The sequence below is a fragment of the Flavobacterium sp. KBS0721 genome (genome assembly GCF_002007065.3).
In the GTDB taxonomy this organism is placed as follows: domain Bacteria; phylum Bacteroidota; class Bacteroidia; order Flavobacteriales; family Flavobacteriaceae; genus Flavobacterium; species Flavobacterium piscis.
In genome coordinates, this window is record NZ_CP042170.1 from 1,979,638 (window position 1) to 2,003,761 (window position 24,124).

21 protein-coding genes are annotated in these 24,124 nt (G+C 34.1%); 11 read left to right on the forward strand and 10 right to left on the reverse strand.

All coding sequences use genetic code 11. From position 1 onward, the window contains the following. Nucleotides 1-105 precede the first annotated feature (105 nt). The 3 genes from clpP (at nt 106) to B0M43_RS08690 (ending at nt 3,026) form a co-directional block, all read left to right on the forward strand. Entirely contained in the window at nt 106-780 is a 675-nt protein-coding gene (clpP, locus tag B0M43_RS08680; protein WP_078008661.1) for an ATP-dependent Clp endopeptidase proteolytic subunit ClpP, read from the forward strand. Nucleotides 781-997: 217 nt separating this feature from the next. After that, nucleotides 998-2,230: an ATP-dependent Clp protease ATP-binding subunit ClpX gene (gene clpX / locus B0M43_RS08685; RefSeq protein ID WP_065452079.1), complete on the forward strand. Its 1,233-nt coding sequence runs from the start codon at nt 998-1,000 to the stop codon at nt 2,228-2,230. Nucleotides 2,231-2,360: 130 nt separating this feature from the next. Next, nucleotides 2,361-3,026 (forward strand): murein L,D-transpeptidase catalytic domain-containing protein, encoded by a 666-nt coding sequence (locus B0M43_RS08690; protein ID WP_078008660.1) that lies wholly within the window; start codon nt 2,361-2,363, stop codon nt 3,024-3,026. Between the two features lie 162 nt (nt 3,027-3,188). Here B0M43_RS08690 and B0M43_RS08695 read toward each other — a convergent pair whose 3' ends face one another. Further along, entirely contained in the window at nt 3,189-4,151 is a 963-nt protein-coding gene (locus tag B0M43_RS08695; RefSeq protein ID WP_078008659.1) for a GlxA family transcriptional regulator, read from the reverse strand. Nucleotides 4,152-4,320: 169 nt separating this feature from the next. On the opposite strand from B0M43_RS08695, the gene B0M43_RS08700 reads away from it, so the two are divergent. The 5 genes from B0M43_RS08700 (at nt 4,321) to serB (ending at nt 7,612) form a co-directional block, all read left to right on the forward strand. Then, nucleotides 4,321-4,725 carry an SRPBCC family protein gene (locus tag B0M43_RS08700; RefSeq protein WP_065452082.1) on the forward strand — a complete coding sequence of 135 codons (405 nt, stop codon included), beginning with the start codon at nt 4,321-4,323 and terminating at the stop codon, nt 4,723-4,725. Nucleotides 4,726-4,824: 99 nt separating this feature from the next. Further along, nucleotides 4,825-5,232: a VOC family protein gene (locus B0M43_RS08705; RefSeq protein WP_078008701.1), complete on the forward strand. Its 408-nt coding sequence runs from the start codon at nt 4,825-4,827 to the stop codon at nt 5,230-5,232. Between the two features lie 2 nt (nt 5,233-5,234). Then, nucleotides 5,235-5,672: an ATPase gene (locus tag B0M43_RS08710; RefSeq protein ID WP_078008658.1), complete on the forward strand. Its 438-nt coding sequence runs from the start codon at nt 5,235-5,237 to the stop codon at nt 5,670-5,672. A 33-nt stretch (nt 5,673-5,705) separates the two neighbouring features. Then, entirely contained in the window at nt 5,706-6,152 is a 447-nt protein-coding gene (locus B0M43_RS08715) for a VOC family protein (RefSeq protein WP_078008657.1), read from the forward strand. Between the two features lie 230 nt (nt 6,153-6,382). After that, entirely contained in the window at nt 6,383-7,612 is a 1,230-nt protein-coding gene (serB, locus tag B0M43_RS08720; RefSeq protein ID WP_065452086.1) for a phosphoserine phosphatase SerB, read from the forward strand. Nucleotides 7,613-8,369: 757 nt separating this feature from the next. On the opposite strand, the gene B0M43_RS08725 is transcribed toward serB, so the two are convergent. Continuing rightward, the gene (locus tag B0M43_RS08725) at nt 8,370-8,765 is read right to left on the reverse strand and encodes a hypothetical protein (protein WP_078008656.1); all 396 of its coding nucleotides are present in this window, start codon (nt 8,763-8,765) and stop codon (nt 8,370-8,372) included. 111 nt (nt 8,766-8,876) lie between these two features. Continuing rightward, the gene (locus B0M43_RS08730) at nt 8,877-10,400 is read right to left on the reverse strand and encodes a GH3 auxin-responsive promoter family protein (RefSeq protein ID WP_078008655.1); all 1,524 of its coding nucleotides are present in this window, start codon (nt 10,398-10,400) and stop codon (nt 8,877-8,879) included. Between the two features lie 243 nt (nt 10,401-10,643). Here B0M43_RS08730 and B0M43_RS08735 point away from each other — a divergent pair, with 243 nt between their 5' ends. Together B0M43_RS08735 and B0M43_RS08740 are read left to right on the forward strand one after the other, a co-directional pair. Beyond that, a complete protein-coding gene (locus B0M43_RS08735) occupies nt 10,644-11,438 on the forward strand; it encodes a DUF2797 domain-containing protein (RefSeq protein WP_065452089.1) in 795 nt (264 codons plus the stop codon). Nucleotides 11,439-11,696: 258 nt separating this feature from the next. Then, on the forward strand, nt 11,697-12,776 hold the full coding sequence (locus B0M43_RS08740) for a glycosyltransferase family 9 protein (RefSeq protein ID WP_078008654.1): 1,080 nt from the start codon (nt 11,697-11,699) through the stop codon (nt 12,774-12,776). A gap of 70 nt (nt 12,777-12,846) precedes the next feature. On the opposite strand, the gene B0M43_RS08745 is transcribed toward B0M43_RS08740, so the two are convergent. The 5 genes from B0M43_RS08745 to sppA all read right to left on the reverse strand — a co-directional run bounded on the left by B0M43_RS08745 (nt 12,847) and on the right by sppA (nt 19,813). Next, the gene (locus tag B0M43_RS08745) at nt 12,847-13,680 is read right to left on the reverse strand and encodes an IS3 family transposase (protein WP_078005729.1); all 834 of its coding nucleotides are present in this window, start codon (nt 13,678-13,680) and stop codon (nt 12,847-12,849) included. Next, nucleotides 13,680-14,213 (reverse strand): helix-turn-helix domain-containing protein, encoded by a 534-nt coding sequence (locus B0M43_RS08750; RefSeq protein WP_078005728.1) that lies wholly within the window; start codon nt 14,211-14,213, stop codon nt 13,680-13,682. Before B0M43_RS08750 ends, B0M43_RS08745 begins: the two co-directional genes overlap by 1 nt. 79 nt (nt 14,214-14,292) lie before the next feature. Further along, nucleotides 14,293-16,917: an AsmA family protein gene (locus B0M43_RS08755; protein ID WP_078008653.1), complete on the reverse strand. Its 2,625-nt coding sequence runs from the start codon at nt 16,915-16,917 to the stop codon at nt 14,293-14,295. A gap of 176 nt (nt 16,918-17,093) precedes the next feature. Beyond that, on the reverse strand, nt 17,094-18,041 hold the full coding sequence (locus B0M43_RS08760; RefSeq protein ID WP_078008652.1) for an alpha/beta hydrolase: 948 nt from the start codon (nt 18,039-18,041) through the stop codon (nt 17,094-17,096). A 14-nt stretch (nt 18,042-18,055) separates the two neighbouring features. Beyond that, nucleotides 18,056-19,813 (reverse strand): signal peptide peptidase SppA, encoded by a 1,758-nt coding sequence (sppA, locus tag B0M43_RS08765; RefSeq protein ID WP_078008651.1) that lies wholly within the window; start codon nt 19,811-19,813, stop codon nt 18,056-18,058. A 269-nt stretch (nt 19,814-20,082) separates the two neighbouring features. Between sppA and folK the strand changes: the two genes are divergently transcribed. Next, a complete protein-coding gene (gene folK / locus B0M43_RS08770) occupies nt 20,083-21,216 on the forward strand; it encodes a 2-amino-4-hydroxy-6-hydroxymethyldihydropteridine diphosphokinase (protein ID WP_078008650.1) in 1,134 nt (377 codons plus the stop codon). A gap of 72 nt (nt 21,217-21,288) precedes the next feature. Here the strand turns inward: folK and B0M43_RS08775 are convergent, their stop codons facing one another. Together B0M43_RS08775 and B0M43_RS08780 are read right to left on the reverse strand one after the other, a co-directional pair. Next, a complete protein-coding gene (locus B0M43_RS08775; RefSeq protein ID WP_078008649.1) occupies nt 21,289-23,472 on the reverse strand; it encodes a T9SS type B sorting domain-containing protein in 2,184 nt (727 codons plus the stop codon). Nucleotides 23,473-23,580: 108 nt separating this feature from the next. Beyond that, nucleotides 23,581-24,123, reverse strand: a complete 543-nt coding sequence (locus B0M43_RS08780) for an RNA methyltransferase (protein WP_065452096.1) — start codon at nt 24,121-24,123, stop codon at nt 23,581-23,583. Between the last annotated feature and the right edge of the window lies 1 nt (nt 24,124).

Below are 24,124 nucleotides of genomic sequence, written 5' to 3' on the forward strand. Positions count from 1 at the left end.
AAACTTGAAACAAAAAACTAAGACAAATTGACATTCTTTATAAAGAGGTATAACCTTTGATGGAAGAATATACAGATATTACGTAAAACTTAGAACACTTAAAATATGAACGACGGTAAAGAATTCAAAAAATTTGCTACAAAGCACCAAGGAGTAAACGCAATGTATTACGATAAAATCGTAGCAGCGATGAACCCAACAAACATGACTCCATACATTATCGAAGAGCGTCAGTTGAATGTTTCTCAATTAGACGTGTTTTCAAGATTAATGATGGACAGAATTATCTTTTTAGGAACTGGTATCGACGACCAAATCGCGAATATCGTTCAGGCTCAGTTATTATTTTTAGAAAGTGCTGATGCATCAAAAGATATTCAAATTTATCTAAATTCTCCAGGAGGAAGCGTTTACGCAGGATTGGGAATTTACGACACCATGCAATACATCAAACCAGACGTTGCGACAATTTGTACCGGTATGGCAGCCTCAATGGGCGCGGTATTATTATGTGCAGGAGCTGCAGGAAAACGTTCGGCTTTACCACATTCAAGAGTAATGATTCACCAGCCATCAGGAGGAGCACAAGGTGTTGCAACTGATATGGAAATCAACTTACGTGAAATGTTGAAACTAAAAGATGAATTATACAACATCATCTCTCAACATTCAGGACAATCTTTTGAAAGAGTGCACAAAGACAGTGAACGTGATTACTGGATGAAAGCTGACGAAGCAAAAGAATACGGAATGATTGATGAAGTATTGAGAAGAGGATAATTTTCTAGTTAAAAATTTGTTTCAAGTTTCAGGTTTCAAGTTAACAAAGCAAACTTGACCCGAGGCTGCAAGCCGAACTGGCGAAGCAAACCTGAAACTTGAAACCTTTTTTAAAAACTTGAAACAAAAATATAAGTTAATAGGTTGCTAAGTTTTTGAGGTTTTAGTGATAAATCTCAAAAACTTAGTAACTTTGTCGCTTAGTAACTAAATAAGAATGGCTAAAGTAGTATTAGAATGTTCGTTTTGTGGAAGAAAAAAGCCAGAAACCAATTTATTGATTGCAGGTATTAATGCACATATCTGTGATAAGTGTATTGAACAAGCACACGGAATTGTATTAGAAGAATTAAAATCAAGCGGAAGCGCGAAATTAGTTGGCGACTTAATTTTAAAGAAACCAAAAGAAATCAGAGCTTTCTTAGATCAGTATGTTATTGGTCAGGATCAGACAAAAAAAGTAATGTCAGTTGCTGTTTACAATCACTACAAACGTTTAATGCAACAGCAATTAGACGATGAAGTAGAAATTGAAAAAAGTAACATCATTATGGTAGGTCAAACCGGAACCGGAAAAACATTGGTAGCTAAAACTATCGCCAAAATGTTAGATGTTCCTTTGGCTATTGTGGATGCGACTGTACTTACAGAAGCAGGTTATGTAGGAGAAGATGTCGAAAGTATTTTGACACGTTTGCTACAAGCTGCTGATTATGATGTAACCAAAGCAGAAAGAGGAATCGTATTTATTGATGAAATTGATAAAATTGCCCGTAAGAGCGATAATCCATCTATAACTCGTGACGTTTCTGGAGAAGGTGTACAACAAGCTTTACTGAAATTATTAGAAGGAACTGTTGTTAATGTGCCACCAAAAGGTGGACGTAAACATCCGGATCAAAAATTTGTTGAGGTAAATACGCAGAATATCTTGTTTATTGCCGGTGGAGCTTTTGATGGAGTGGAACGCATTATTTCTAAACGTTTGAACCGTCAGGCTGTTGGTTATTCTACTTCTAAAAATGTAGATAACATCGACAAAGACAATTTATTGCAATATATTATTCCAAAAGATATTAAAGATTTTGGTTTGATTCCGGAGATTATCGGTCGTTTGCCGGTTTTAACTCATATGGATCCTCTTGACAGAGAAACTTTACGTGCGATTTTGACACAACCTAAAAATGCCTTAATCAAACAATATCAAAAATTATTTTTAATGGATGATGTTGAATTTAATATTTCAGATGAAGCATTAGATTTTATTGTTGATAAAGCGTTAGAATACAAATTAGGAGCTCGTGGATTACGTTCGTTATGTGAAGCTATCTTAACAGATGCGATGTACGAATTACCAAGTTCAGATGATAAAGTTTTGACAATCGATAAAGATTATGCAAAACATACTTTGAATAAAAATTTATTGAAGCGAATGGAAATTGCTTCGTAAATCTTGATATTACTTTGTCAAAGTTCAAAAATTTGACAAAGTTTACCTAAAACCTGCTCCTTTATTTGAGTAGGTTTTTTTATGCTTTTTTCACACTCTTTTCGTTTCAGTTTTTATGTAAATTGGCATTATGAAAAAAATATTCCTCATCATAAGTTTGTTTTTGATGTTGTCCTGTACAAACAATACAGAAAAGCGAGAAGCAAGCGTTTTTAAGCCCGAAAAAGCAGTCGAAATTACTTCTAAAGAAAAACCTCGTAGCGAAATCAAAGACATTGATTACAGTACTTATTATAAAGAAGCTCAACAATATTGCAAACGCAATAATCTCAATCAGGATACATTTTTCCTAATCGATTTAGGGATACATTCCGGCTTAAAGAGATTTTTTGTGTATGATTTTAAAAAGAATAAAATAACAAAATCATATATGGTAAGTCACGGTTGTGGCGATAATAGCTGGGGAGCAACGATGTCGAAAGAAAATGCACCAATAAGTAATGAGTTCGATTCGCATTGTTCTTCGATAGGTAAATTTATTATTCTGGATCGTGGAGTAAGTCAGTGGGGGATAAAAGTGAATTATGTTTTGCAGGGAAAAGAAAAGACAAATTCGCATGCCAGAAGCCGGGCGATAGTATTGCATTCCTGGGAAGCAATTTCAAGCGAAGAAGTATATCCCAAAGGAACTCCGGAAGGCTGGGGTTGTCCTGCGGTTTCAAATGTTGATATGAAAGAAATTGATAAGCTCCTGAAAGAAAATAAAAAAGTCCTGATGTGGATTATTAAGTCTTGAGGTAGTTTTAACTTCCCAACCTGATTGTCTTCTAAAAATAAAAAGTTCTCGTATAGCCCTGATCGAAACGACATCCTTTTGCTGTGGGGTTCACAGCAAAAGATATAGTGGAGAGCAGGACAGGACGTCTTTTGAAAACCGAATTTCTGCTCCTGAAAAAAATTACTGCACTCTAAATTTTTCCCGATATTCTATGGGTTTCATGCCCACCATTTTAAAGAATACTTTACGGAAAGCCTTTGGATCATTATACCCTGTTTTTTCGATAATTTCCGAAATCGTAAGCTGGGTTTGTTCCAAGTATTTCTTAGAACTTTCGACTCTTATATTTTGTAAATATTCAATAGGCGGAATTCCTGTAACTTGTTTGAATCGTCGTGTCATGTTTCGGGCACTTGTGGGGATATCTTTGGTGATTTCTTCCAGTTTTTCGATGGTGTGATACTGACTTTCTATTTTTTGCTGCAACATCGCAACCAAAGTATCGTTGTGCAAATGATTGGGCCTGAAAGTACTAAAATAGCTCTGTTTGTATCGGTTTAAGTCGATCGAGAAAATTTTGGCGATTTGAACAGCAATCTCGTTTCCGCAATATTTCTGAACCAGTAAAATCAATAAATGAAAGGTTGAGGTTGAGCCGCCGCTGGTATATAAACTGCCATCTGCCGTTAGAGTTTCTTCGGCTTTTAGTTTTACCAACGGAAAAGCTTTTGTAAACGCACTACAGGCATCGACATGAGTTGTAGCCAGTTTTTCGTTTAATAATCCTGAAGCCGCAAACAAAAATGCGCCAGTACAAAAACTCGCCAATTCGGCTCCGGACTGATGTTGTTTTTTCAGCCAGGGAATAAAATTCTTGTTCTTGGCGATCATTTCGCTCATATTGTCTGTGGTAAAAGCAGGAATCAAAATGAGATCTAAAACTTGGGCTGAAACTTCGATAGCTTTCACTTCGTAACCAAACAAACGTTCTTCGTTGATTTGTTCTGAAGATTGAAATATCATAATTTCAAAATATTTATCTCCTTTAGAAAGTTTATTGGCCGTTTCAAAAACTTCTAAAATCGCAGCTATGCTTAATAATTTATAGTCGTGCGGTACAATTAAACCTACTTTCTTGCTCATGATGATCTCTGGTTTTAGAAAAATGATAACATACAAAAATAGTTAAATTGTCTTAAATGACCCTAAAGTTGGCTTTTTATGTATGTTAAAGCTTTCTGTAATATTTTAAATTTGTTTAATAAATTTTGTAAGTTTATGTATTAACTAGTATAAATTTAAGAAAAACACAATGATAACAGTACAAAATACGATTAATGCATCGATAGACAAAGTTTGGGAATTTTGGACACAACCTGAACATATTAAGAACTGGAGTTTTGCTTCGGCAGAATGGCATACACCTTATGCGGAAAATGATTTACGAGAAGGCGGAAAATTCAAATCGACTATGGCAGCAAAAGATGGCAGCATGAGTTTTGATCTTGGAGGTGAATATACTTTGGTAGAAAAAAATAAAGCAATTGAATATGTATTAGAAGACGGAAGAAAAGTCGAAATTACTTTTACAGAAACCCCGGACGGAGTAGAAATTATACAAAGTTTTGATCCTGAAACTCAAAATTCAGACGAAATGCAACAAGGAGGCTGGAATGCAATCCTGGATAATTTTAAAAGTTATGTAGAGCAAAATTAGTTTTTTTTGGAGGTCCAAAGGTTAAAAGTTTAGCAAAAAAAACTTTGTGACTTAGTGTCTTTGTGGCAAAACAATAAAAACAACAAACAACAAAAAACTATGACAAAACAAATATGGCTGAATTTGCCAGTTAAGGATGTGGCAAAATCAAAAGATTTTTTCTGGAAAATCGGTTTTTCTTTTAATGAGCAACATGATACGCCTAGTTCAACATGTATGGTGGTAGGTGATTCTCATTTTGTTGTTATGCTTTTTGAAGAATCGTTATTTACCAGTTTCTCTCAAAACAAACTGACAGATACGCAATCAAGTTCAGAAGTTTTAATTTCGATTGATGCCGAAAGTGCTTCAGAAGTTGATGAATTAGCAAAAAAAGTCGAAGAAGCCGGCGGAACCATTTTTTCCCCTCCGGCAGAAAGCCAAGGCTGGATGTATGGCTTTGGTTTTTCAGATTTAGACGGTCATCGTTGGAATGTTTTATTTATGGATTTTAGTAAATTATCATAATTATGGAAACATTAGAATTTAAAATCAGAATCAAAGCTCCGGCCGAAAAAGTGTGGTCGGTTTTATGGAATGATGAAACTTATAAAAAATGGACAGGAGTTTTTTGTGAAGGATCGTATACCATAACGGATTGGAATCAAGGCGATAAAGTACATTTCATGTCGCCAAATGGAGAAGGAATGTATAGTATTATCGAAACTAAAATTCCAAATGAATATATGGCTTTTAAACATTTAGGTGAAATAAAAGACTTTAAAGAATTGCCTATTACCGAAGAAACAAAAAAGTGGAGCGGGGCAATGGAAACCTATCGATTAACTCCGGATGACGAATTTATAGATTTAGTCGCTCAGGTTGATACAGTCGAAAAGTATATCGATTATTTTAAAGGAGTTTTCCCGAAAGGCTTGGAAATAGTGAAGGAGCTTTCTGAAAACTAAATTGCAATTTCAATAAACAAACCATAAGTAATCATGGCAACATCAGTAAACCCTTATTTAATTTTTAACGGAAATTGCGAAGAGGCATTTTTGTTTTACAAATCAGTTTTAGGAGGAGAATTTCCATATATCGGAAAATTTAAAGACATGCCTCCAGGTGAAGATGGCGGTTGTGCCGAAATATCAGAGAAAGATGCTAATAGAGTAATGCATGTTTCGTTACCCATTGGAAATACTATTTTAATGGGAAGTGACAGCAACGACCAATCCGGAGACGTAGTTTTTGGAGGAAATTTTTCAGTGTCTATAAATGTCGAAAGCGCAGCAGAAGCAGATAGAATCTTCAACGGACTTTCGGCAGACGGACTTATTTACATGCCAATGAATAAGACTTTTTGGGGCGCTTATTTCGGAATGTTCAAAGATAAATTCGGAGTAAGCTGGATGGTGAACTTTGATGAGTCAGAACCTATAAAATAATTCAGAAGATAATTCGCCACGAATTCGCGAGTTTTAATTACTTAATTCGTGAATTCGTCGCGGAAAAAATAGCCTAACTTGTTACGTTATTTCGATAGTAAAGTATTATTGTTAAATTACTCAATAAAGTGCATTCTTGTGTGCTTTTTCTTTTCAAAAAAACAAACAATATTCTTTTTTATCAACAATAGATTGCCGATTTTTGTCGCTTCTTAAAATCAATAGATAAAATGGCAATAGAAGGTAAAGAGATTATTTTATTAAAAGTTTCAGGACATGATAAAATAGGAGTAACAGCAGGTTTAACAGCCGTATTGGCTACTTACGATGCCAATATTTTAGATATTGGTCAGGCTGATATTCATGACACACTTTCTTTAGGGATTTTGTTCGAGATCGAAGCCGGTTCAAGTTCAGGTCCTGTTCTAAAAGACCTATTATTTAAAGCCTATGAATTAGGAGTTAAGGTAAAATTTATTCCAATTTCTGTAGAAGATTACGAAACCTGGGTAAAATCACAATCAAAACAACGCTATATCATCAATATTTTAGGAGAGAAACTGGCAGCTTCACAGTTGGCAGCGGTAACTAAAATAATGTCAGATCAAAACCTGAATATCGATTCTATTATCAGATTAACAGGCAGAACTTCTATTGTAGAAAAAGAAGAATATCCGCGTTCTTGTATACAGCTATCCGTTACCGGCGAAATTGTAAATAAGATCATCATGACAGCAAGTTTCATGGAGATTTCAAGAACTTTAAACGTCGATATTTCATTTCAGGAAGATAATATTTACAGACGAAACCGTCGTTTGGTTTGCTTCGATATGGATTCTACTTTAATCCAGACCGAAGTTATCGACGAACTTGCAGAACTAAACGGAGTAGGAGATCAGGTTCGTGCGATTACAGAATCTGCAATGAATGGCGAAATAGATTTCAACGAAAGTTTCAAACAGCGCATGGCTTTGTTAGAAGGTTTAAGTGAAGATGTTTTGCAAAATGTTGCCATCAATTTACCTATTACAAAAGGTGCGCATCGTTTGATGAAAGCCCTGAAATATTACGGTTATAAAACTGCAATTCTATCCGGAGGTTTCACTTATTTTGGAGAATACCTGCAAAAAGAATTGGGTATCGATTATGTTCATGCCAATAGATTAGAGATCAAAGATGGTAAACTAACCGGTAAATATTTAGGCGAAATCGTAGACGGACAAAAGAAAGCCGAATACCTAAAAGCCATTGCCGAAAAAGAAGGAATCCACATCAATCAAACTATAGCAGTAGGAGACGGAGCCAATGACTTGCCAATGATAAATTTAGCCGGATTAGGAATCGCTTTTCACGCAAAACCAAAAGTAAAAGAAAGCGCTTCAACTTCAATATCAAGTTTAGGTCTTGATGGTGTCTTATACTTATTAGGATATCACGACCGATATATTGATATGATGTAATGTAACGTGTCGAATAAATATACAGTTTGTCATTTTGAGGAACGAAAAATCTCCACAAGTAACTCGACAATCTAAATAAATTAGACCTTAGTTTTTTAATAAAAGCTAAGGTTTTTTTATGGGCATGCCCCTCCGGGTCGGGCTATCCGTTCCACACGAGCGATAGCGAACTGACGAAGTAATCTTTTGTGTTCGCCGTGGCGGACACAAAAGGATTTCCACTTCTATCCCTCATGCGATTTAGTATTTATAAGTTCATTTTGGGTCATTTGTGCTTCTATTAAGACTACCTATTATGTTATTGTGAGCGTCTCCCATGAATGTGCGAAACTTTTAAAAATAGGTTGAAAGCCCTAAAGCAATAGCGTAGTGCAACGCACTACAAATTAAGTTAAAAGGGGAAATGCCCCTGAAAGGGCAAAAGAAAATTGATAATACAGATTCAAAGAAAAAGGTGTTTTAAAGCAGTACATCATGTAAAACATGGTGAAAAATGCTTTTTGAAATTAGGCTTCCGCCCTTACAGGGCTTAAAAATTATAATTGTTTTTCATTCATAGTGCTTCGCACCATGCTATTGCTAAGGCTCTTTCAGAGCAACAAGTTGCGGATACTTATAGTGTGTCGATCGAACACACGCATAGCAAAGTAAAAAATTTTTAAAATTATTCTGCTCACGAGCGAGACATTCGCGCCAGCGAGAAGTTTTATTTTGAATAGCCTCCTGCTTTAGCTGGAGGGAATTAATAGAAATGAATTTAATCTATCTCAAAAGTAAAATCTACTTTTGTCCTAACGTGATATCCTTCGTGTTCTCCACAAAGCCATTTCGGAGATTCTTCTAATATTCTCTTAAGTGTTTTTCCTGTTTTGATCCCGTCATCTTTTATAATTGCAACATTCGTTATCGAACCATCCATTTCAACAATAAAATTTGCAAGAATTGATCCTTTAATATTTTTATTAATGTTTGACTTTTTGAAATTTATTTGTACATATTCAAGAAATTTTTCTTTTCCACCAGGAAATTCTGGTTTTACTTGAACTGTTTCAAAATCATAAAGTACTTTTTGAATTGGACTTAGTGGTTCAATATTTTGAGATATCAGGCTTTGAGTGAATAGGATAAAAAGCAGTAGTATGCTATTTTTCATTGCTAATTTATTTTTAAGCTGAGTTCATTGTACTCGTAGAAGTTTTTTAGGTCTATGTAGTCACAAGCTAGGCGATCGCGTCAGCGACATAATTAGTGAAAATTAGTAAAATTAGTGTTTAAGCACACACATCTCCTTCAACTGCTCCAAATAATCCCTTTGATTAGAAAGTCTCGGAATTTTATGCTGTCCGCCTAGTTTATCACGTTCTTTCAGCCAATCATAAAACAAATTCTCACGAGCCACATTAATCACCAAAGGATTCAATGTCATATTATTGTGGCGTTTGGCTTCGTAATCAGAGTTTAGAGTCTGTAAAGTTTCATCCAGCACTTTCTGGAAAAGGCCAACATCAGCCGGTTTTTTCTTGAATTCGATCATCCATTCGTGTGCACCTTTTTCTTTGTCCTGCATAAAAATTGGGGCAACCGTATAATCAATCACTTCAGTTTGGGTAATTTGGCAGGCTTTGGCAATAGCCTGATCGGTATTTTCGACCATTAATTCTTCGCCAAAAACATTAATATGATGTTTGGTTCTGCCTGTAACACGAATTCTGTATGGGTTTAAGGATGTAAAACGCACCGTATCACCAATCAAATAGCGCCATAAACCCGAATTGGTTGTAATGACAATCGCGTAGTTTTTATTCAGTTCAACATCAGCCAGACGAATTACTTTTTGATCCGGAGTTCCAAAGGTATCCATGGATATAAATTCGTAGAAAATGCCGTAATCCAGCATCAGTAATAAGTCGCTGGAATTATTCAAATCCTGAATGGCAAAGAAACCTTCAGAAGCATTATATATTTCGTAATATTTGAAATCTTTACTAGGTAAAATTTTCTTGTATTGTTCTTTATAAGGAGAAAAACTTACGCCTCCGTGAAAGTAAACTTCCAGATTAGGCCAAATTTCCAATAAGCTTTGTTTGCCGGTATTTTCTAAAACCTTATTCATTAAAACCAACATCCACGAAGGAACACCCGCAAAACTGGTCACGTTTTCGTTTTTGGTTTCGTTTATGATGGCAGCAATTTTAGCTTCCCATTCGCTCATCAACGAAGTTTTGCTGCTTGGCGTACTGCTGAATTCAGCCCAGATTGGCATATTCTCAATCAAAATAGCTGATAAATCTCCAAAGAAAGTATTGTTATTTTCGTAGATCTGAGAACTTCCGCCCAAGCGAAGACTTTTTCCTAAAAACAATTCCGAGTCTTCGTTGTTGTTCAAATACAAACAAAGCAAATCTTTACTTCCTTTATAGTGACAATCTTCAAGAGCCTCGTTACTTACTGGAATAAATTTACTTTTTGCATTCGTAGTACCGCTCGATTTTGCAAACCATTTTATAGGCGTTTCCCAAAAAACTCCCTGCTCGCCCTGACGGGTACGTTCTATTAAAGGTTGTAATTCTTCATAAGTTGCGATAGGAACTCTTTCAGCAAAAGTGGCATAGGATGTAATCGATTCAAAATCATATTTCTTTCCTACAATCGTGTTTTCCGAAGCCGTCAATAAATTATGCAGCAGTTCTTCCTGAACTTCGTTGGGATATTTTAGAAAAAGTTCTATTTGATGTATCCTTTGTTTCAGGACCCAAGAGGCAAACGAATTGATTATTGATAAGGGCATGAGTTAATTTTTAGATTGCTGATTTTACATTTTAAATTTCTCTTGACACGAAAATCAAAAAATATAAAATTTGAATATCGATCGACAAATACTAACTTTGCCGTTGTATCAAAAATAGTGTTTTTTTGTAAAAAAACAGTTCTATAAAAGGAAAGATTCCAATTGATAATTGGAATTTTAACAAAATAAAAGTTCATAATACAGAGCAAATCTAATATCTGAAATCTACAATCTAAAATTCTTATGACATATCAAGGAGTACTTACAAAAATGCAAACTGAATTAGGTAACCCAATACAATATTATTTGGTTTTCGAAGATAGTTTTCTACATATGAATCAACTTTTGAATAAAGAGATTGAGATTAATTTTGCAGGTTATGAATGTTTGAATTGTCATAAAAAGAAAAAAATATTCCGTCAGGGTTTTTGCTACGATTGCTTTTACTCCAGTCCTGCAGTTGGTGACTGGATTATGAGGCCGGAATTAAGTACTGCCCATCTGGGGATTGCAGATCGTGATCTGGAGTATGAACAAAAAGTACAATTACAGCCTCACGTTGTTTATCTGGCGTTGGCAAGTGAAGTAAAAGTGGGAGTAACCCGTAAAACCCAGGTTCCGACCCGTTGGATCGATCAGGGCGCAACACAGGCAGTCGCAATTGTTGAGGTTCCAAACAGATATTTAGCCGGAATTACAGAGGTCGCATTAAAAGATCATTATACGGATAAAACCAATTGGAGAAAGATGCTTCAGAATACAGGGGGAATTTTTGATCTTCTTGCCGAAAAAGTAAAAGTAGAAAGCTTAATTCCTGATGAGGCTAAAGAGTATTTTTATTCCCAAAAAAATGATCTGTATGAATTGCATTATCCGGTTCTCAATTATCCTGCAAAAGTAGCCAGTTTAAATTTGGATAAAAATCCATCGTTTCAGGGAAAATTAATAGGGATTAAAGGGCAGTATTTAATTTTTGAAAATGGAACTGTTTTTAATGTTCGCAGTTCAGAAGGGTACGTAGTCACAATAAACGTCTAGCATTATTGGTTATTCGTCTGTTTTTTTTGACTAACTGTCTAGTATTTATTTGATTAAGAAATATTTTTAGTAGTTTTAAATTGCTTTCAACTAGTTGGATATGTGAATGTTGATACATTTGCTTACAATTTTGTAATAATTGCTTATTGAAAGAATTTAATTTTAAAAAATAAAAGAGACTAGTTTTAAACTAGTTTAAACACTCTGTTTTTTTTAAAATTTAAATGAAAATTTAATAACTCCTAAATTATTTACAAGATGGCTATTCTCAATAAAATAAATGTTTTTAGACGCGGCTTAATGCGCAATCTTACTAAGAATATTGGAAAAGCAAGATCACAAGGAGATATTATTTTAGTTGATAAAAATGACATAAAAAAAATCTTAATCTGCAGACCAAACGGAAGATTAGGAAACTTATTATTGATCACACCTCTCGTTCAGGAAGTCACAGAAATATTTCCAAATTGTAAAGTCGATTTGTTTGTTAAGGGAACGTTAGCTCCAATTATTTTTGAAAATTATGATAATATTGGTAAAATAATTGACTTACCCAGAAAGCCTTTCAAAAGTTTATTGAAATATCTGAATGTCTGGATTTCAATAAAAAAGCAAAATTATGATATCGCAATTAATGTAGATCAAAACTCTTCTTCGGGACGTTTAGCCGTTCAGTTTTCAAACGCCAAGTATAAATTTTTTGGAGATTCTAATGAAGAAACCCAATTTGTAAAAAGCGATTATGAGCATATTGCCAAATATCCTGTTTATAATTTTCGAAATTATCTCACCCAGCTGCGTTTTCCAAAAAGCAATAAAATAATAGCTCCTTTAGATCTTAAGTTATCTTCTTTTGAAATGACCGAAGGCAAAAGAATTTTAAATGACTTATTCCATAACGATAAAAAAACAATCTGCATTTTTACATACGCAACAGGCGAAAAATGTTTGTCTGAGGAGTGGTGGGGAAAATTTTACTCACAGCTTAAAGAAGAATATAAAAATTATAATATTATCGAAATCCTGCCTGTAGAAAATGTTTCGCAAATTGCTTTTAAAGCACCTACATTTTATAGTAAGGATATTCGCGAAATAGGAGCTGTCATTGCCAACGCCGATTTATTTATTGGTGCCGACAGCGGTATTATGCATTTGGCAAGTGCTGTACAAACTCCAACAATAGGGTTGTTTTCTATTTCAAAAATGGAAAAATACGAACCTTACGACAATTCAAGTATCGGTATAGATGTCAAATTATATACTAAAAAGGATTATCTAAAAGTCATCAATTCCATTTTGAATAATGGAAAAATAAATAGTTATTCAAAAGCGATTTAATAAAATATAGTATAAAAAAAAGAGGCATCCGTTGTATAGACTGCACCCAAAAGTTTAGACAAATTAATAATTAAGTTTTATAATAATGAGCTCGATATTGTATCGGGCTCATTCCTTTTAGATTAAGTTTAATTCTGTCATTATTATAATAATTTATATACTCAACAATCTCTTGTTTCAATTGATTAATGGAAGTGTATTTTTTAAGATAAAACAACTCTGATTTTAATATTCCAAAGAAGTTTTCAATTATCGCATTATCAAGACAATTACCTTTTCTGGACATACTTTGTTTAATTCCTTTTTTCTTTAATAAATGGTGGTATTGTTTCATTTGATACTGCCAGCCTTGGTCAGAATGCAGAGTCAGATTAGTATTATCGGGTATTTTTTTAAATGCTTTTTCAAGCATATTTAAAACTTGATTAAACACTGGTCTTTGTGATAATTCATAGCTAATTATCTCTCCATTAAACAGATCAATTATCGGCGATAAGTACAATTTATTGCCAGAAACATTAAATTCAGTCACATCGGTTGCCCATTTCTGGTTAGGTCTATCAGCTTTAAAATTGCGCTGTAGTAGATTAGGAGCTATCTTTCCCTGCTCTCCTTTATACGATCTGTACTTCTTGATTCTGATTAAACTTTTTAATCCTAAAAATTTCATCAATCGAAGCACTGTTTTGTGATTAATTAAAATCCCCTCTTTTTTGATTAATAGAGTAATACGTCTATATCCTAATCTACCTTTATGATAATTGTAAATCTGTTTAATTAAATCTTTTATCTCTTGATATTTATCGATTGCCTGACCTTTCTTTTCATAATAATAATACGTACTTCTAACCATGTTCATACAATTTAGTAAAAGATCTAAATCATACTTATGCCTTAATTCCATTATGGTTTGAGCTTTTTGTTTTGATTGGCTTGCTCGGCTTGAACTAAGGCGTTGAACTTTTTTAGAATTTCATTCTCAGCGCGCAGGTACTCTAACTCCTTTAAGAGTTCCTCTTCCCTGGTTAGAGGTTTGTCTGTTTTTCGTTGCTTTCTCTTAAAATTCATAACTGCTGGTCTACCACGTGATTTAAGTTCTAAACCTGCCAAATCATCTTTTGCATATTTTCTTTGCCAGCTTATTATGGTTGACTGCGCTGGAATTTTGAAAATCAAGCAGGCTTCATCCAAAGATAAAGACTTATTTTCAATGGTTTGTATCACTTTTAATTTAAAGTCTGCAGTATAAACTTTATTTTTTTGCCTTGGAAAAAGACCTTCAATTCCAAATTCATTATAGCGGCTAATCCAGCACGTAAGGTTGCTTTCAGCTATCTTGTTTGCTCTAGCTGTGCCTTTAACCGAATTATGTCTTTTCAAAACTTCTTCTACACAACGAAGTTTAAATTCACAATTGTACTTGACTTTTCTTTCCATAAAAATGCCCCCAAATAGTGTCTAACTTTTTGGGGGCAGTTCAGTAATGGATGCCTCTTTTTTTGTGTAAATTTTTGTTTTATTTTTTCTTAAATAAACCATTGATTAAGTCGCTCGCTTTTTTTGTAGCTTCTTGTGTTTTTTGCTCTTTTTCTGTTTTTGCAGCCTGTGTAGTATCTTTTGCTTTTGTATTCTTATTGATCAGGTCAGTAAGAGCCGAAGTACCTTTTTGAGTCAGTTTTTCTTTTTGTTGGTTTACCAGTTGAGTGGTTAAACTTGTAACAGCCGTTTTCATGTCTGTAGAAACTTTCGGGTTAGAAAAATTACCTGTAATCAAAGCGTTTATCGGAATGTTTTGCAATTTTGCAGCATCTGCCGGAGACATTTTAGCAATAAAGGCGTTGGCTTCGGTTCCTAAATATTTTGCCGGTACATCTAACTTTAAGTTGTAATTCATCGTTTGGTCAAAACCATGAGTTCCGCCAACAGTTACTTTGATGTCCTGATATTTAATATCAAATGGTTTTATATTTACTTTTCCATTTTCAAAAGTTACCGCAGCTTTAATATCGTTTAAATTCACCTTACTCATATCAAGAAATTTGATATTTGAAGTTAAGGCATTTAATACCGTTGAATTTTTAGCATTCACAGTTGTCGAAAGCAATTGCCCGATTAAATCTCCTGAAATTGATTTTAAATCCGGAGTAAGTTCGTTGGCATCAAGATTACCGTTTAATTTAATAGTCGAATTTAATTTTCCGTTAATGATTCCGGCAATTGGAGCAATCTTTTTCATCATGTCCAGTTGTGTAAAAGTCTGCGCAATATCCACCTGATTAAAACCTAAATTCATATCAAAAGTAGGTACTTTTGCTTTTGTAGAAACCGTTCCTGTAAGACCAATTGTTCCTCCAAAAATAGAAGTTTTAAAGTTTTCTAAAGTTGCTTTTTCATCCTTTACAATCAGTTTTCCTGAAACAGCAGTTAGTTTTAAATTGTCATACAAAACGGTGTTTGCTTTTGCATTTATGGTGCAATTCAGGAAAGCAGGAATCTTCATTGCATCAGCAGGTTTTGCCGGTGTTGCTTTTGTTTCTCCTTCTTTTCCAGTTGCAGTTCCCGTTTTAGCAGGTTCACCGGCAGTCATAAAATCGTCAACAGCTAACTGGTTCGAACTCATGTTGAAGTTTCCTCTTAGTTCTTGTTTCTTAAACATAAAACCATAGAAATTTTCTAAAACTCCATTAATGCTCAAATCACTTTTTCCGGTTGTAGCATCAAATTTTTTCAGGTTAATTGTACTAGGGTTAAACTCAACTAAAGCCGTACTAATGTTCATCGATTTATTGTTTTCGTCAGTATATTTAAATCCTGACAAACTCATCGTTCCTGCATTTTTAATGTTTTGATATTGACTTTTTTCTACAGATGCCATATCAAATTGTGTCGTTACATCAGCTTTCAAAATACCCGCAAGAGGTTTGTCCATCTTAATTGGATACGCTTTCGAAAGATTGGCTAAATTGATAGTTCCTTTTAAAGCCGCATCTACAAACGGATTGACGGTTATGTTTTTGATATTGGCTTTAGCATTAAAAACATCCTGATCAATTCTAAAAGAAAGTTTGTCTAGGTTTATATAAGTATCATTTAGAATCCCGGTTTCATTGATGATTTTTGTGTCGATTACAATATTCTGAACTGATTTTGGTAAGTTAGGATATTGAAAAGAAGCATTATTAGAAGCAATTGCAATGTTGAATTTGGGAACAGTAGTATCTGTAAGTTCTCCTTTTGCAAAACCAACAACGGTAAAATCTCCGGTTGTTTTTACACCATCTAAGCTTGAAGCATACGCCGAAGGAATTAATCCTAAGAAATTCGTAAACGATGACGTTGGCGTTTTAAACTTTAAATCATAAACCTGACCTTTCTCAACCATCTGGATAAATCCGTCAAATTCTAATGGCAATTGGTTGATTAAAGCTTTATTTTCTTTAAAAGTATATTTACTTTGTTCTAGATCAATTCCAAGAACAGCATCTAAAGTCAGTTTTACATTTTTCATGTAATTCATTTTATCCATATCCAAAGACACGTTGGCAGTAGATTTTGTTGTCAAATCTAATTTAGAATTGGTAAAATCTCCGGTTCCCTCATGGTTCAGACTATCAATTACCATTTTTATTTTAGAACCCTGATCGATATATCTAAAAGTAAAATTCTCGATTTTATAATTTTGGATTTTTAAAGAAAGCGGTTTGCTTGCTTCGTCTGTTTTTGTTTCTTTTTTATCTTTTAAGGCAATATCAAAGTTACCAAGACCGTCTTTATTAAAAATAATATTGATTAAACCATTGGTAGAGCTTATTCCCTGAATATTCAAAGGTTCATCTTTTCCTTTAAAAAGTTCTTTAATGCTCATTTTTAAATTCAGTTCGCCTAACGAAACCAATGTGTCACCTTCAAAAGGAGCTTTGTTGATAATGACTAGTTTTTCGATCCCTACAGTTGCGTTTGGGAAGTTTTTAAACAAACTTAAATCAGCATCGACAAAACTTACTTTAGCATCAACACTTTCGTTGATAGCATCAGCAATTTTAGCTTTTATTTGATCTTTAAAGAAATACGGAATGGCAAATAATGCGGCTACAATCACCACGAGAACTATGGCTGTGATTTTTAAAATTTTCTTTAACATATTAATAGATTTGAGAGTTTAAATTCATAAAATGAGCTCGTACAAAAATAGTTTTTTTTGATTGAGATCAAAGCTAAAGTTTTTACAAAAAGTAGGAATATTTTTATTTTATTAAAAAATAAAAAATCCGTTTGAATATAAGTTCAAACGGATTTTTAATGATTTTATGATTTTGATTATTTTTTAATGAAAGAAATAATCTTGTTGGTCATGATTTCTGAGATTGGTAAGCTTTCATTATTATAACTTTCCATATTTGCCTGAGTGTCACCTTCGATAGTTTTCATGATGTGATTCATTTTGTCTACAATCAAAAGTTCGGCATTTGTATTGGCTTGCGATAAAAGTTCAGCGTCTTTTACTGTAACTTGTAAATCCTTGTTTCCTTGCAAAATTAAAACGGGAACCTTTAAAGCTTTAATCTCTGCCTGTGGATTATATTTAAACCAGGAAATTAAATAAGGCTGAATACTTGGTCTAAAAAGAGAATTCAGCATTGGGTCAATTTTTTGTGCATAATGTCCGCTTTTTAAACTATCAATAATAGGAAAAGTCATTTCTTCTAATTGTTTGTTCGATTTAGAAGCAATTTGCGCTTTAATCAATTTATCAGCAGATTCTCCCGGACCGGCAATAGAAATAAATTTGTTTGCTTTTGCTCCGGCAATCATTCCTATCAAAGAACCTTCGCTGTGCCCGATAACAATTACTTCAGAAAAACGTCTGTCTTGTTTTAATAGATTTATCCAGCTTTTGGCATCTTCAGTATAATTTTCGAATACCAAAGTTTGTTCTGTAACTGCTGAAGCTTTGCTTTCGCCAATTCCTCTTTTATCGTATCGTACTGATGCAATCCCTTTTTTTGCCAGAGCTTCTGCCAGCATTTTTAGCGAATTGTTTTTCATCATCGGATTATTTCCGTTTCGGTCTGTTGGTCCTGAACCCGAAATGATTAACGCCACCGGATATTTCGTTGTGAGATCCGGAGTGGTCAGCGTACCAAAAATCTGATCGATATTAATTTTTAATATTAACGGAGATTCTTTAAACGTAAGTTCTTTTTTATCCTGAGCATTTACAAAACCCAAGAATAAAAAAGCAGCAAGAGCAAATAATTTTTTCATTTTACAAAATGTAATTATTTAATATTTAATCCAAAAGGAAGCATTGCCTGAACTCCTTTTTGTTTCTGAAGTCTTTTTACCTGTTCGATAAGCATATAATTCTCTTCACCAATTTCTTCTTTTATAAAAGCTTCTTTCGATTGTGCAAAAGGCAAACCTGAAAGAATATCATTGAATGTTTTCTCGTATTCAGGATAGTTTTGTGTACTGTATGATTTTACTTTGGCAATTTTTGCAGCTTCGACAATAGCATCATTCAAACCTCCAATTTTATCCACCAAACCAATTTTTAAAGCCTCAGATCCTGACCAGACTCTTCCTTGTGCAATGGCATCAACCTGAGCAAAAGTCATTTTTCTGCCTTCGGCAACATGAGTTACAAAAGTGTTGTAAATGTGTTCAACACCTTCTAAAGTAAAAGCTTTGAATTTTTCGTCAACAGGCACAAACGGACTATAATTAGCCGAGTTTTCGTGTGTTTTTACCTGCTCAGTATTAATTCCTAATTTATTGGCTAAAGGGCTGAAATTTGGTAAAATTCCAAAAACACCAATAGAACCGGTAATAGTATTGCTTTCGGCAAAAATAGTATTGGCATTACAAGCAATGTAATATCCTCCTGAAGCCGCATAATTTCCCATAGAAACCACGACAGGTTTTACTTTTTTGGTAATTTCAATTTCTCTCCAGATCAGGTCAGAAGTTAAAGCGTTTCCTCCAGGACTGTCAATTCTAAGCACGATTGCTTTTACATCTTCATTTTTACGGGCTTCTTGTAAAGAACGACGCATAGAGCCTTCGCCAATTACTGTAACATCTCCTTCGCCGCTTTGTATTTCGCCTTGAGCGTAAATAATCGCAATTTGATCTGTTGCTGTATTCGTTAAAGCAGTTGTAACATTATTTTGAGTATAATCTAAAATCGAGATTTTATTATAATCGTCATCGCCGGTTACTTTTAGGGCTTTTTTAATGGCATTATGGTACACATCTTCGTAAGCGACAATATCTACTAAATGCTGCGCTTTTGCCATTTCGGGAGTTCTGGCCAATAAACCGTTTGCAATTTCATTCAATTTATCAAGCGGAATGTTTCTGCTTTTTGCAATATCGGTAGAAACCGTTGTCCAGATCGAATTTAAAAGTGCCGTAACTTGTTCTCTGTTGGCATCACTCATTTTATTTTCTAAAAACGGTTCAACAGCACTTTTGTATTTTCCGTGACGAATCACTTCCATATGAATGCCTGATTTATCCTGGAAATCTTTAAAGAACATTACTTCAGACGAAAGTCCTTTAAAATCTAAATCACCTGCAGGATTAATATAAACTGTATTGGCGACAGAGTTTAAATAATATTCTTTTTGCGAATAAGTATTGGCATACGCCCAAACAAATTTTCCTGATTTTTTGAAACTTTCAAGTGCGTTTCTTAAATCTTTATATTGAGCTAATCCTAAAGAAGATTCATCATTAAGTATTGAAATTCCTTTAATATTATCATCTGTTTTTGCTGCTTCGATCGCATTGATAACATCAGTTAAACCAACTCCTTTTTTATCAGAGAAAACAGTTACCCACGGATCTTTGTATTTTCCGGCATAATCGTTTTGAATTTGTTTTAAATTTAATTCTATAACAGAATCACTTTTGACAGAAACAGTGTCGTCTCCTCCAAAAATAGCTCCAATAAGAATTATTCCAAAAAAGAAGAACATAATAAATACAAAAATACCGACAACTGTGGCAATTACATTTCCTAAAAACTTCATAAGTATATTTTTTTTAATAAGTAGCGAAAAAGGCTGGTTTGTTACAAATGTACTCTAAAAACAAATTATTTCGAATATACGATTTGATCAAATAGTTGTACTTTTTACATTTTTAACTATCTCAATTAAAGATAGGATATTTTGTATCATATCAGCAATTTTTTAGGAAGTTATAAGAAATAAAAAATCAGAAACAGTTCGAAACTTCTAATTCTTGATTTAAATAATATAGGTAATTCTAAAATAGTTTTAGTTAATTTGCATTTATTATGAAGTCACAGCATCAAGTCGTTTTATCTATAGGGAGTAATCAGGGAAACAGGTTAGCAAACATCGAAAGTTGTATCGATTTGATACATCAGGAAGTAGGAACTGTAATCAGGGTTTCAAAACTATACGAAACTCCGGCATGGGGTTTTGAAAGCGATGCTTTTTATAACTGTGCTCTCCTTTTACATACTACTTCATCAGCACAAAAAATACTAAATCAGGTTTTAAAAGTCGAAAAACATTTAGGGCGAATCCGATCGAATCAGGAAGGATATCAATCCCGAATTATCGATATTGATTTAATTGCTTTTGATGATGAAATTATTGATTCTGAAAAACTGAAAATTCCGCATCCTTTAATGCAGAACAGAAATTTTGTTTTGTTGCCGGTTCAGGATTTAAAATTAGACTGGAAACATCCTGTTTTTCAAAAATCGGTTTCAGAATTAATTGCCATTTCACCAGATGACAGTGTTTGTACAGTAGTTCAGGATTTAAAAAATCCTCTACGCGAAATAGCCTTAGAAACCTTTAATTATATTGCTTTTGAAGGAAATATTGGAGCAGGAAAAACGACTTTGGTTCAAAAAATTGCCGAAGATTTTAATGCCAAAACAGTCTTAGAGCGTTTTGCTGATAATCCTTTTTTACCTAAATTTTATAAAGATCAAAATAGATATGCTTTTCCATTGGAAATGTCTTTTCTTGCAGATCGTTATCAGCAATTATCAGATGATTTGGCGCAGTTTGATTTATTTAAAGATTTCATAGTAGCCGATTATCATATTTTTAAATCTTTGATTTTTGCCAAAATTACCCTGGCAGAAGATGAATATCGTTTGTATCGAAACTTATTCGATATTATTTATAAGGAAATGCCAAAACCCGATTTGTATGTTTATCTGTATCAGAATTCAGAACGATTGCTTCAGAATATTAAAAAACGCGGTAGAACATACGAACAGAATATTGAAGCAGAATATTTGGATAAAATTAATAATGGTTACCTGGATTATATTAAATCTCAAAAAGATCTCAATGTCCTTATTATCGATGTTTCAGATCGTGATTTTGTAAAAAAGCACGAAGACTATCTTTTTATATTAGATGAAATTCAGAAAAAAATAAATTAATTAGAGAATAATTCTAATAGCGTATTTTTAATTATCTCATTTTCTAATTGACAAATTTTCTAATTAACAAAATTATCTCTTCAAAGAAAAATGACCTTTGAAAACAGGATGCGTGTTGTCAATTTTTAACGCATACCAATAATCAGAAGCGGGAAGAGGCATTTTGTTAAAAGTTCCGTCCCAACTCATTTTAGAAGCGCTAAGCTGTGCAATTAATTTTCCGTAGCGATCAAAAATGGTGACTTGTGCCTGCGGATAATTTTCCATTCCGGTTACTTGCCATACGTCATTATAAGAATCATTGTTTGGAGTAAAAAAAGGAGGGAACACAAGTACAACAAATTCTTGGGTAATTTGTCCGCAACCGCTTTTTTCTCTAACATAAGCTGTTTGTAATCCTCCGGGAACATCAAAAAAGGTATTCGAATCCTGAAAGCTTATTCCATCAACAGAAAATTCAAAATAATCGGCTTCTTTTTTAAGATAAATTACAGCTGTAGTTCCGTTTACATCAATTCGATCTATTTGCGGAATTTGATGTTCTTCGACTACTATTGTTTTTCTGCTCGTGCAATTTTCGGGAGCAGGACTTGTAACGTCTACGGTGTAAGTTCCGCCTGTAGTAACATCAATAGTGGGCGATGTTGCACCGGTATTCCATACATAAGTCATTCCCGAAATTCCTGCGTCAAGTGTTATAGCCTGAAATTGACATAAAGGTAAAGTTTCGTCAGTGACAACAGGAGGCGTATAGATGACAATGTTTACAGCTGTACGATCAGTATTAATGCAAGTGCCATTTGAGGCCTGTGCGTAATAAATAATATTGTTCGAAATGATCGGTGTTGTAAAACTATTTCCTGCATAAACACTATTTCCTCCAACAGAAGATGTAAACCAACTGATAGTACCCATATTTGAATTGGCTTCGAGAGTTACGCTTCCAGATCCGCAATTATAAACTGTTGAAGATGCTGCAACTGGGGTTGAAGGTGTTGTATTTACAGTAGCAACAACTGATTTTCTGTTTGATTCACAACCGGCATCAACATAATAAGTTGTTGTGGTATTTAGAGTTGGAGTGGTGTAAGTGTTTCCTGTTCCCAGTAAAGTGCCGCCAACTGCTTCGTCGTACCAACTAATTGTTGAGCCAGCTGTTGCTGTAGCGCTAAATGTAAAACTCCCGGAATCACACACAGGACTCGGATTTGCGGCAGGTGTTGCAACGGGAATTGTAATTTTGGTACTCGCAGCAATTTCTAACGGTAATTCGCCAGGCATTCCGCCATATTCTACTACATAACCTTTGGGCTGGTAATTACCGTTTGTATCTCCCATATTTGATAAATCATTCCATGATCCTCTTATTCCAACTCCGGGTTGGGTAATATGGGCATAGTCTTCATCTCCCTGATTATTAGGTTCGCCAGTATTCCAGAAAGCAAAATTTGGAGTAGAGCCATTTACTGCTCCATTCCAGAAGACAGTGCCTTCTTCAGGTCCTGTAACCCATTTCCATACACCTTCAGTTTCTGAGTCGCTTCCACCAATCCATCCGGTTCCTGAAGCTTGTTCACCAATTAATTTAGCTTCATCAGCAGATAAAATAGTGGCGAGATAACCTTGTAATCCGTAATAATTACTGTTTTCGGCAGCAGTTTTTGCTGCGGTCCAGGAAATACCAATGCTGGGAACAAATAAATAGTAATGTTGAGTCGATGGAAGATAATTGGCGTTACCAATCGTGATAGAAAAAGTTTTGGTTCCGGAAGCGGCAGCCGAAGAATTGGAGAATACCACATCTTTGATAGCTTCTTCTAAATCAGTATATAAAACATTACCGCCTGTTGCGCTTGATATTTTTAATTTTCCGGCAGTAGCATCCCAACTTGTAGTGATTGAAGGATGTGCTGCAGCGTTTGAAAGAGCTAATTGATCGAAACCACTGGAATAACCTGAAGAGACCTGGATATATCCGGCTTCAGTTCCCGGTTCTAAGGGATCATGAGTAATGATAATGCTGGTTACAACATTAGTAGTAGTTTGTGGACAGTAAAATTGATCTCCGGCAGCTTTAATTGACGGAGGAACGATAGCAAGACCTAATGAGCTCTTTTTTTTGTTTGGCTTAAGAGTGTCATTCGTTATCTTAATTAGGCATCTGTCTAAAGATCTAATTTTTTCAATTGAATAAGACTGTTTAAAGCTTAATACAGAAAATATTATGATTATTTTTAAGAAATTGATACTTTTCATTTTATAAAAGTATCAATTTTATAATAACAAAAAAATATATTTAAATATCTAACATTTAAACCTTAAATCTTCTTTAAAAATAACATTTTATGAAAGGAAATTCTGTTATTAAATAGTGCTTGGCCAATTTAATTTTTGAAATAAATCCCAAACCACAATTCCTGCGCTTACCGCAATGTTTAAGGAGTGTTTTGTTCCTAGTTGAGGAATCTCGATACAGCCATCACAAATTGCAACTGCTTCCTGTGCTACGCCATAAACTTCATTTCCAAAAACAAGAGCATATTTTTGATTTTGCTTCACTTTAAAATCCTGAAGAAAAACAGAACTTTCAACCTGTTCAATAGCCATTGTTATTACGTTCTCTTTTTTAAGATTTTCAATAACTTCCAAAACATTTTCATGATGTTCCCAAGCCACAGTTTCGGTAGCGCCAAGAGCAGTTTTATGAATTTCTTTATTGGGAGGAGTTGCTGTAATACCGCACAGAATTATTTTTTCGACTAAAAACGCATCAGAAGTTCTAAATACAGATCCAATGTTGTGTAGGCTGCGAATGTCGTCCAGTACTATTATAAGAGGAGTTTTGTCTGATTTTTTAAAATCTTCAATCGATTTTCTGTCCAGTTCGCTATTTTCGAGTTTTCTCATT